Origin of the sequence: Micromonospora sp. NPDC057141 (genome assembly GCF_042670805.1) — a bacterium.
GTDB lineage: Bacteria > Actinomycetota > Actinomycetes > Mycobacteriales > Micromonosporaceae > Micromonospora.
Genome location: NZ_JBHUVA010000128.1, coordinates 1 through 10,155 on the forward strand (window position 1 = coordinate 1; position 10,155 = coordinate 10,155).

Below are 10,155 nucleotides of genomic sequence, written 5' to 3' on the forward strand. Positions count from 1 at the left end.
CGAGCAGGTCGCCGTGCCTGTCCACCCGCTTGAGCACCTCCGCAGCGGTGTACGGCTTCGTCGCCGGGCGCTTCCCGGCCGCGCCGGCCGCCACCACGTCCCAGGTCAGCGGGGTGGAGACGGCCGGCGTCGACTGGGCGCGCAGCGAATACGGGGCGACCGTCGTCTTCGCCGCGCTGTTCTGGCTCCAGTCGATGAAGACCTTTCCGCCGCGCAGGTTCTTCGCCATCCTCGACACGATCAGCTTCGGGTGTGCGCCCTCCAGCTCGCGGGCGACGCGGTGCGCGTAGTCCGAGACGACGTCGGAGGACTGGGTGCCGGCGATCGGGCAGCAGAGCTGCATGCCCTTCTTCCCCGACGTCTTCGGATAGGAGGACAGCCCGTCAAGAGCCAGCCGGTCGCGCAGCAGCAGCGCCACCTGGCTGCATTCGCGCAGCCCGGCCGGGGGGCCCGGGTCGAGGTCGACGACCAGCAGGTCGGGGTGGCTGCCGATCTTCCACTGCGGGGTGTGCAGTTCCAGGGCGGCGAGGTTGGCCAGCCAGACGAGGGTGGGCAGGTCGTCGGCGACGACGTAGTCGATCGTCTCCCGGCCCCTGGTGGAGCCGGGGGCGGGCAGCGTCTCGGTGCGTACCCAGGCGGGGGTGGCGGCGGGGGCGTTCTTCTCGAAGAAGCTCTTGTCCTCGACGCCGTTGGGGTAGCGGATGCGGGTCAGCGCCCGGTCGGCGAGGTGCGGCAGGAGCACCGGGGCGATCCGGGTGTAGTAGTCGATCACCTCGCCCTTGGTGAAGCCGGCCGCCGGGTAGAGCACCTTGTCCAGGTTGGACAGCTCCAGGCCGCGGCCCTGCACGTCGACTTTCAGCCGGTCAGCCGGCATCGTCCACCTCCTCGGGCGGCTTGTCGGGGCGCAGCCGCAGCACCCGGGGGAAGCGCAGCCGGCCGTCGGGGGTGCGCTGGCCGTACTTCACCTCCACCACGATTCTGGGGATCACCCAGTTGGCGCCCCGGGCATCCTCGCGGGGCACGTCGCCGCCGAACGGGGAGTTTCCCGAGCGCAGGGGCTCCAGTTCGCGCAGCAGTTCGCGTTCGAGGGCCGCGCCGATGCCGCCGCCGACCCGCCCCCGGTAGGTGAGCCGGCCGTCCGGGCGGGGCACCCCGACGAGCAGGCCGCCGATCCGGCGGGCCCCGGGTCGCCAGCCGCCGACGACGAAGTCGCCGGTGACCTCCAGCTTGACCTTCACCCAGTCGGGCGAGCGGACCCCGGGCCGGTAGGCCGAGCCGGCCCGCTTGGCCATCACCCCTTCGAGGCCGTGTTCGCCGGCCGCCTCGTAGGTGGCGGGCCCGTCGGCGAAGACCGGGGGCACGGCCCATCGCGCGCCGCCGAGGCCGAGGCCCTCCAGCAGGTCGCGGCGTTCGCGCCAGGGCCGGCCGGTGAGGTCCGCGCCGCGCAGCCGCAACAGATCGAAGATCAGGTACGTCACGGGTACGCTCGCCGCGAGCCGGGCCGCCTTCGCCGGGTCGCGCACGTGCATCCGTTCGGCGAGGGCGGTGAAGGAGGGCTGCCCGGCCTCGTTGAGCAGCACCACCTCGCCGTCGAGCAGGGCGTCGTCGACCTGCTCGGCGAGGGTGATCAACTCCGGGTACGCGGCGGTGATCTGCACGCCGGAGCGGGCGTACAGGTGTTGCCGGCCGCCGACGACGTCGGCGAGCGCGCGTACGCCGTCCCACTTGAACTCGTACGCCCAGTCGGCGCCGACGGGCAGCGGACCGGTCGTCGCGAGCATCGGCTTCAGCGGCGCGGCCCGCATTCCCGACGTTCCCGGCATTTTCTGACTGTAGTAGGGCAACAGAAGTCATCGCGCCCGCTTCGATCCTTTGCGATCCTGATCTGTAGTCGGGGAGAGGAGCGGGGGATGCGGGCGATCTGGAAGGGGGCGGTCTCGTTCGGGCTGGTCTCGATCGCGGTGAAGCTCTATTCGGCGACCGAGGAGAAGGACATCCGCTTCCACCAGGTGCATCGGGAGGACGGGGGGCGCATCCGGTACAAGCGCACCTGCTCGGTGTGCGGTGAGGAGGTCACCTACGACGACATCGCCAAGGGGTACGACATCGGCGGCGGCGAGATGGTGATCCTGACCGACGAGGATTTCGCGGACCTGCCGCTGACCACCTCGCGCGCGATCGACGTGCTGGAGTTCGTCCCGGCGGAGCAGGTCGACCCGATCCTCTACAACAAGGCGTACTTCCTGGAGCCTGAGGGCGCGGCGACGAAGCCGTACGTGCTGCTGCGCGACGCGCTCGTCGACTCGGAGCGGGTGGCGATCGTGAAGGTGGCGCTGCGCCAGCGGGAGCAGTTGGCCACCCTGCGGGTACGCGAGGGGGTGCTGCTGCTCAACACGATGCTGTGGCCGGACGAGGTCCGTACCCCCGAATTCGGTTTTCTGGGCGAGGACCTGAAGGTCCGGCCGCCGGAGCTGGCGATGGCCAGTTCGCTGATCGACTCGATGGCCGGCGAGTTCGAGCCGGAGGTCTTCACCGACGACTACCGGGCGGCGTTGCAGGAGGTCATCGACGCGAAGGTGGAGGGCCGCGAGGTGGTCCAGCCGGAGGAGGTCGAGGAGGCCCCGGCGGCGGCGGTGGACCTGATGGCGGCGTTGAAGGCGTCGGTGGAGCGGGCCCGGGCGGCGCGCGGGGAGCAGCGGGAGCGCGGCGGCGAGCCGACCCCGATCACGTCGGCCCGGTCGGCGCAGAAGGCGACGAAGAAGGCGAAGGAGGCGAAGGCCCCGGCGCGCAAGACGGCCGAGAAGAAGGCAGCGACGAAGACGGCGAAGAAGGCGGCCGGGGCGACCGGCGGCGGGTCCGCCGGGGCGACGAAGGCCACCGGGGGTACGAAGAAGGCGGCACCGGGGAAGGCCACGACTAAGGCTCCGGCGCGGAAGGCCGCCCCGAAGAAGGCGGCACCCCGCAAGACCGCCTAGCCGGAGCCTGTGTCGCCGGGGTCGAGGCGTCCGGAGTGCCCGAGCCGGGAAGAGTGGCTGCCTCCGCTACACGACACGCCGGTGCGATTCCACCGCAACCGGCCACTGATCGCGCACCCCGGACGGCGTCCCGCGCGGCCGGCTTCCGCCCGGGCTCCTGCCGGGCAGGTCGAACCGGACGTCAGCCCTGCTCGGCGAGCCGCCGCCGGTCGAGCCCGTCGAGCAGCAGGTCGAGGGCGAACGCGAATTCGTCCTCGTCGTCGCAGCCGCCGAGGGCGCCGCTGTGTGAGACCGCGACGGCGAGTTCCGCGATGTGCGGCATGGTCTCGGCCCAGGCGGCCGCCTGCGCGGCGTTCGCCTCCTCGGCCGCAGAGGTGTTCGGCGAGTCGTCGAACAGGTCCTGGCTGAAGCCGAGGATCCGGCTGCCGAGCAGGTGCAGGGCGTGGTGGCTCAGGCTCACCGAGCAGCCGCCGCCGCGCAGCACGGCGAGCACCCGCTCGATGTGCAGCAACACGGCCGGGGTGGGTGTGTCGCGCGCCTCCAGCACCCGGGCCGCCCACGGATGGCGCAGCATCGTGCGGCGGGCCCGCATGATCAGCGCCCGCAGTTGGTCGGTCCACGGCCCGGTGCCGGCCGGCGGGTCCGCGCCGGCCGCCGCCTCGTCACCGGCCCCGATCTCGCCGCCGGCCTCGGTCTCGGTGGCCCCGATCTCGGCGGCGACGGCGTCGACCATCGCGGCGAGCAGGGTGTCCTTGTCGCGCAGGTGGTAGTAGATCGACATCGCGTCCACGCCGAGGTGCTGGGCGAGCCGCCGCATGCTCAGCCCGGCGAGGCCGTCCCGGTCGGCGAGTTCGATCGCCGCGGCGACGATCGTCTCCCGGCTCAATCGGGAGGTGGCGCGGGTCGCGGAGCGGTCGTCGGCACGTCGGGGCACCCTCGGATCCTACTTGTCCCCCTACGGCGTAGGGCTTACTCTACGGTGTAGACCTACATCGTAGAAACGAGGCCGCGATGAGAACGTCCCCCAAGCCCCCGCCGAGGTGGTTCGTCCGCGGCGCCTGGCTGGGCCACAAGGCCCTGCTGCGCGTCACCGCCGACCGGGTGGGCCTGGCCACCCCGACGCCGGGCGGCCGATTCGGCATGCTGCGGCTGCACACGATCGGCCGCCGTACGGGCCGACCGCGCGCCGTCATCGTCGGCTACATCCGCGACGGCGACCGGTTCGTCACGCTCGCCATGAACGGCTGGGACGCGGCCGACCCCGCCTGGTGGCTCAACCTCCAGGCCCACCCACGGGCGACCGTCGACCTCGGCGGCGCGTCCCGCGAGGTGACCGCCCACCGGGCCACCGGCGCCGACCGCGATCGGCTGTGGGCCGCGCTGCACGACTACCAGGGCTACGGCGACCTGGCCGGCCTCGCCGCCCGCCGGGGCCGGGAGACCGCGATCGTCGTCCTGACCCCCGTCCCCGCATAGGGCTCCGGAGGGCGGCCCGAACGGACGGCCGAGCCGATCAGGAATCGAGAAGCGCAGGTCAGCCAGCCACAATTAGCGTGATCGCCATGGACATCACCATTCACACGAGCTTCCTGCCGCACACCGACCCGGACGCATCCCTGGCCTTCTACCGCGACGTGCTCGGCTTCGAGGTCCGCAACGACGTCGGCACGGGCACCATGCGCTGGATCACCGTCGGCCCCGCCGGCCAGCCCGACACCAACATCCTGCTGGCCCCGCCGGCCGTCGACCCCGGCATCACCGACGACGAGCGGCGCATGATCGCCGAGATGATGGCGAAGGGCACGTACGGCTGGATCCTGCTGGCCACCCCCGACCTGGACGGCACCTTCGAGAAGGTGCAGGCCAGCGACGCCGAGGTCGTCCAGGAGCCGACCGAGCAGCCGTACGGGATGCGCGACTGCGCCTTCCGCGACCCCGCCGGCAACCTCGTCCGGATCCAGGAGCTGCGCTGAGCATCGCCGCGGGGACGGCCAGGGTCGTCGCCGCCCGCTCCACCCGCACGGGGGAGCACCTCGGCCGCAGCCGGCGGGCCGGTACGGGGGCGGCCGAGGCAGCACCGTGGGCAGCAGGGCGGGTACCGTGTGCGCTGGCCTCGGCAGCGGCCGCCGGGCCCCCACCTCTTGATCAGGGAGTCGACGTGAGCGAGCGTGTGCAGAACCGGTCGGCGGGCCAGGGCCCGGCCAAGGCGGAGCGGCGGCTGGCCGCCCAACTGGCGGCGAAGAAGGCCGCCGAGAAGAAGCGCCGCCTCCAGTCGATCCTCGGCGCGCTCGCCGGTCTCGCCGTCGTCGGCGTGCTGATCACCGTGTTCGTGGTGGTCAACCAGGGTAAGGACGACGCGCCGGAGCAGCCCGCCGCCGCCCCGTCGGCGAGCGAGCCGGCCGAGGAGCAGCCCACCGCGCCGCCCGCCCCGCAGCTGCCCGAGGGGTCGGACCCGGCGCTGGCCACCAAACCGAAGGTCGAGGCGGGCAAGGGCGAGCTGACGAAGCTGAAGGTCACCACCCTGATCGAGGGCAAGGGCCCGGCGGTGAAGTCCGGCCAGCAGATCACCACCAACTACGTGGGCGTGTTCTACAAGGACGGCAAGGAGTTCGACGCGTCCTGGAACGGCGGCCAGCCGGCCACCTTCCCGATCGGCGTCGGCCAGGTCCTCAAGGGCTGGGACCAGGGTCTGGTCGGGGTGAAGGTGGGCAGCCGGGTGCAGCTCGACATCCCCGCAGACCTCGCGTACGGCAAGAACCCGCCGGAGGGTTATCCGGCCGGAGCGCTGCGGTTCGTCGTCGACGTGCTCGCCGCGCAGTAGCCGCACCTGGTGCGGTAGTTCACAGGAGTCTTTCTTCCCGTCGCCTACGACCAGTAGGTTCGGGGTCACCGTGGGCGGTCCGGCCCGTCGCACGGTGACCCCATCGACGCGGAGGTGCACGTGGCGGCGCTGGACGATCCGGGGCTCGCCCGGTTGATGTGGACGCACTTCGAGCCGGTGCACGCGGTGACCTACTTCCATCCCCGGGCGCGGGCCGCGTACGAGGCGGTGGGGCTGCGCGGCTTCTGGCGGGGATACTTCGCCGGCCGGGCCGCCCCGCTGGGCGCCGTGGAGGCCGCCCCGGTGGTGGCCGCGTTCTTCAGCTTCGCCCCGCCTGTGGTGGCGCGGGCGCTGCCGGCGGTGTGGCAGCTGGTGACCCCGGCCGAGGCGCTGCGGGTCCGGCTCACCGGTGCCGTGCAGGCGCTGGCGGAGCTGGCGTACGAGCTGCCGGAGGACCACCTCGCCGAGGCCGCCGAGCTGCTGGAGACGGCCGCCCGGGCGGCGCAGCCGGCGGGCCGGGTGCTGGGTGCGGCGAACGCCGCCCTGCCGGCCGCCGAATACCCGCTGGCCCGACTGTGGCAGGCCGCCACGACGCTGCGGGAGCAGCGGGGCGACGGGCACGTCGCGGCGCTGGTCGCCGCCGGCCTGGACCCGGTAGAGACGCTCGCCTGGCGGGTCGCCGAGGGTATGCCGGAGCTGAACCTGCTGGGCCGGGGCTGGTCGCCGCAGGAGTGGGAGGAGGCGGCCGGTCGGCTCGCCGGTCGGGGGTGGCTGACCGGGGACGGGAAGCCGACCGAGCGCGGCCGGGCGGAGTTCCAGGCGGTGGAGGACGCCACCGACGTGGCCGCCCTGCACCCGTGGCAGGCGCTCGGCGCGGAGCGCACCGGGCGGCTGCGGGAGCTGCTGGAGCCGCTGGCCCGGGCCGGGCACACCGTGATCCCGCCGGAGAACCCGATCCGCCTGCCGCCGCTGCCGGCCTGACCCGCGCGCTGCCGGGCCCGGGCGGCCCGCCAACGCGCTGCCGGGCGCCCGGGAGAGCGGACGGGCGAGGGCTCGGGCAGGATGGTGCCGTGGCGGATGCGGTGGTCTTCGACCTGGACGGCGTGATCGTGGACTCCGAGCCGGTCTGGGAGGAGGTGCGCCGGGCGTACGTGGCGGCGCACGGCGGCACGTGGCAGCCGGACACCCAGCGGCGACTGATGGGGATGAGCACCGGCGAGTGGGCCCGCTACCTCAGCGGTGAGCTGGGCGTGCGCCGGACGGCCGAGCAGGTGGCCGCCGAGGTGGTCGACGAGATGGCCCGGCGGTACACCGAGCGCGTACCGGTGATCGACGGGGCCGACGAGGTGGTCCGCCGGCTGGCCGCGCGGTGGCCGTTGGGGCTGGCCAGTTCCTCGCCGACGCGGCTGATCGCGGCGGCGCTGACGGCGACGGGGCTGACCGACGCATTCGGCGCGACGCTGTCGACGGAGGAGACGGAGCGGGGCAAGCCGGCCCCGGACGTCTACCTGGAGGTGGCCCGGCGGCTCGGCGTCGACCCGACGCGCTGCGTGGCGGTGGAGGACTCCTCGAACGGGGTGCGATCGGCCGCCGCGGCGGGGATGCGGGTGGTGGCGGTGCCGCACGGGGCGTACCCGTTGGATCCGGACGCCGGGGCGCTCGCGGCCGTGGTGCTGCCGGCGGTGGGTGACCTAGCCCCGGAGGTCGTCGCCGACCTCGGCTGATCCCCGCGCGCATCGGTCCGACGGTCTGCCTGAGCGGATCGCCCGACCGGTCTGCCTGAATCGCGGCCTTCACCCGGCTTGCCCGCCTAACGTCGGTGGCATGAGGGCTGTGGTGTACCAGGGGCCGCACGAGGTGGCGGTGAGCGAGGTCTCGGATCCGCGGATCGAGGCGCCGAACGACGTGATCGTCAAGATCACCACGACCGCGATCTGCGGCTCGGACCTGCACATGTACGAGGGCCGCACGCTGGCCGAGCCGGGCATCGTGTTCGGCCACGAGAACATGGGCGTGGTGGAGGAGGCCGGGCCGGGGGTCGTGCACATCCGCAAGGGCGACCGGGTGTCGATGCCGTTCAACGTGGCGTGCGGATTCTGCCGCAACTGCCGCGAGGGGAAGACGGGGTTCTGCCTGACCGTGAACCCGGGCTTCGCCGGTGGCGCGTACGGCTACGTCGCGATGGGGCCGTACCGGGGCGGGCAGGCCGAGTACCTGCGGGTGCCGTTCGCCGACTTCAACTGCCTGCGGCTGCCGCCGGGCACCGAGCACGAGAACGACTTCGCGATGCTGGCCGACATCTTCCCGACCGGGTACCACGGGGTGACGATGACCGGGCTGCGCCCCGGCGAGAACATCACGGTGCTGGGCGGCGGGCCGGTGGGGCTGATGGCCGCGTACTCGGCGCTGCTGATGGGCGCGGCCGAGGTGTTCCTGGTCGACAAGGTCCCCGACCGGCTGCGGCTGGCCGAGTCGATCGGCGCGATCCCGATCGACTTCACCGCCGGGGACCCGGTCGAGCAGATCCGGGAGCGGACCGACGGGGTCGGCACCGACCGGGGCGTGGACGCGGTGGGCTACCAGGCGTCCGGCGCGGGCGGCGAGGAGCACCCGGCGGCGGTGCTGAACAGCCTGGTGGACGTGGTCCGGCCGACGGGGTCGATCGGGGTGGTCGGGCTGTACCTGGCGCGGGACCCGGGCGCGCCGGACGAGCGGGCGGGCCGGGGTGAACTGGTGTTCAAGGTGGGCAAGTTCTTCGAGAAGGGCCTGCGGATGGGGACCGGGCAGGCCAACGTGAAGGCGTACAACGAGCACCTGCGGAACCTGATCATGGCGGGGCGGGCGAAGCCGAGCTTCGTGGTGAGCAAGGAGCTGCCGTTGGACGCCGCGCCGGAGGCGTACCGGCGCTTCGACAAGCGGGAGGCCGGCTACTCGAAGGTGGTGCTGAAGCCGGCCGCGTAGCCCGGCTCCCGCAGGTGGCGCTGAAGCCGACCGCGGGACCATCCCGCCCCCGCGCGGCGGCTCAGATCGCCCGGCTCCGGCTCGTCCAGGGCAGCCGCCGCCCGGCCGGGTCGTCGGGTGACGGCGGGGGTTCGGCGTGCGGCTGTTCGGCGCTACCCGCGCCCGGCCCCGTCCGGCCCGTCGGGGGTGGCGTCGCGCCTACCGCCGTTTTGTCCCGCATCAGCACTCCCCTGCCTCCGTGTACCTGGATATACGGTTCCGGTGGCCGCTGGGATCGGAATGAAGCGAGATCACCCGGGTAGCGGACGGGGGTGGCCCGCGACGGGCCCACGGCGGGCGAGGTGAGGAGAGACGGCGATGAGGGCGATCGTGTACGAGACCAACGGCGACGCCTCCGTGCTGCGCCTGGTCGACCGGCCGGTGCCGGAGCCGGGGCCCGGGGAGGTGCTGGTCCGGGTGGCCGTCTCCGGGGTGAACCCGACCGACTGGAAGGCCCGCCGGGCCGCCCCGCCGCCGGCTGGCTGGCAGACACCCGGCCAGGACGGCGCCGGGGTGGTCGAGGCGGTCGGCGCGGGGGTCGACCGGAACCTGATCGGCGAGCGGGTGTGGCTCTGGGAGGCCGCCTGGCAGCGCCCGTGGGGCACCGCCGCCGAGTACGCGGTGGTGCCGGTCCGGCAGGCGGTGCCCCTCGGCGACGCCTCCTTCGACGTGGGGGCGGCCCTGGGCATCCCGTTCCTCACCGCGCACCGCTGCCTGACCGCCGGGGAGATGATGCCGGGCAAGCTGCACCCCGGGGCGCTGGCCGACCACACCGTGCTGGTGCAGGGCGGGGCGGGGGCGGTCGGCAACGCGGCGATCCAGCTCGCCCGCTGGGCCGACGCCACCGTCGTCGCCACTGTCAGCAGCGCGGAGAAGGCGAACCTAGCGGCGGCGGCCGGCGCGTCGTTCGTCGTGAACTACCGCGAGCAGGACGTCGTCGAGGAGGTCCGCAAGATCGCCCCGGACGGCGTGCACACGATCGTCGAGGTGTCGGCGGCGAGGAACGCGGCGGCCGACGTGCAGTTGCTGCGCCCCGGCGGGGCGGTCTGCGTCTACGCCGACGACGGCGGGGACGGGGGGGGGGGCGGGGGCGGGGGCGGGGGCGAGGTGACGCTGCCGATCCGGCCGCTGATGGCCCCGAACGCCCGCTGGCAGTTCGTGCTGGTCTACACCGCTCCGGCGGTGGCCAAGGCGCAGGCCGTCGCCGACGTGGCGGCGGCCGTGGCGCAAGGTGGCGTACGGGTCGGCGAGGCGGCCGGGCTGCCGCTGCACCACCACTCGCTGGCCGCCACGGCGGCGGCCCACCAGGCGGTGGAGAACTCGGTGGTCGGCAAGGTGCTGGTCACGACCACCGAGTTC

11 protein-coding genes are annotated in these 10,155 nt (G+C 73.6%); 8 read left to right on the forward strand and 3 right to left on the reverse strand.

From position 1 onward, the window contains the following. Together ligD (ACFT41_RS31210) and ligD (ACFT41_RS31215) are read right to left on the reverse strand one after the other, a co-directional pair. Positions 1–874, reverse strand: an 874-nt coding sequence (ligD, locus tag ACFT41_RS31210; protein ID WP_377614086.1) for a non-homologous end-joining DNA ligase, incomplete at its 3' end; no start/stop codon positions are given. Then, positions 864–1,805, reverse strand: coding sequence for a non-homologous end-joining DNA ligase (gene ligD, locus ACFT41_RS31215; protein ID WP_377580994.1), 942 nt, complete (start codon positions 1,803–1,805; stop codon positions 864–866). The genes ligD (ACFT41_RS31215) and ligD (ACFT41_RS31210), both read right to left, overlap by 11 nt. 105 nt (positions 1,806–1,910) lie before the next feature. On the opposite strand from ligD (ACFT41_RS31215), the gene ACFT41_RS31220 reads away from it, so the two are divergent. Further along, positions 1,911–2,975, forward strand: a complete 1,065-nt coding sequence (locus ACFT41_RS31220) for a Ku protein (protein WP_377580656.1) — start codon at positions 1,911–1,913, stop codon at positions 2,973–2,975. A 181-nt stretch (positions 2,976–3,156) separates the two neighbouring features. Here ACFT41_RS31220 and ACFT41_RS31225 read toward each other — a convergent pair whose 3' ends face one another. Next, positions 3,157–3,909, reverse strand: coding sequence for a TetR/AcrR family transcriptional regulator (locus ACFT41_RS31225; protein WP_377580658.1), 753 nt, complete (start codon positions 3,907–3,909; stop codon positions 3,157–3,159). Between the two features lie 77 nt (positions 3,910–3,986). Between ACFT41_RS31225 and ACFT41_RS31230 the strand changes: the two genes are divergently transcribed. The 7 genes from ACFT41_RS31230 to ACFT41_RS31260 form a co-directional block, all read left to right on the forward strand. Then, the gene (locus ACFT41_RS31230; RefSeq protein WP_377580660.1) at positions 3,987–4,451 is read left to right on the forward strand and encodes a nitroreductase/quinone reductase family protein; all 465 of its coding nucleotides are present in this window, start codon (positions 3,987–3,989) and stop codon (positions 4,449–4,451) included. Positions 4,452–4,537: 86 nt separating this feature from the next. Further along, the gene (locus ACFT41_RS31235) at positions 4,538–4,948 is read left to right on the forward strand and encodes a VOC family protein (protein WP_377580662.1); all 411 of its coding nucleotides are present in this window, start codon (positions 4,538–4,540) and stop codon (positions 4,946–4,948) included. Between the two features lie 185 nt (positions 4,949–5,133). Next, positions 5,134–5,796 carry an FKBP-type peptidyl-prolyl cis-trans isomerase gene (locus ACFT41_RS31240; RefSeq protein ID WP_377580664.1) on the forward strand — a complete coding sequence of 221 codons (663 nt, stop codon included), beginning with the start codon at positions 5,134–5,136 and terminating at the stop codon, positions 5,794–5,796. Between the two features lie 156 nt (positions 5,797–5,952). Beyond that, complete coding sequence (locus tag ACFT41_RS31245; RefSeq protein ID WP_377580996.1) at positions 5,953–6,777, forward strand: hypothetical protein; 825 nt, start codon at positions 5,953–5,955, stop codon at positions 6,775–6,777. Positions 6,778–6,866: 89 nt separating this feature from the next. After that, the gene (locus ACFT41_RS31250) at positions 6,867–7,520 is read left to right on the forward strand and encodes an HAD family hydrolase (protein ID WP_377580666.1); all 654 of its coding nucleotides are present in this window, start codon (positions 6,867–6,869) and stop codon (positions 7,518–7,520) included. 100 nt (positions 7,521–7,620) lie between these two features. Continuing rightward, on the forward strand, positions 7,621–8,757 hold the full coding sequence (locus ACFT41_RS31255) for a glutathione-independent formaldehyde dehydrogenase (RefSeq protein ID WP_377580668.1): 1,137 nt from the start codon (positions 7,621–7,623) through the stop codon (positions 8,755–8,757). Between the two features lie 357 nt (positions 8,758–9,114). After that, positions 9,115–10,155 (forward strand): NADPH:quinone reductase (locus tag ACFT41_RS31260; protein WP_377614087.1); only part of this gene is annotated, 1,041 nt, incomplete at its 3' end.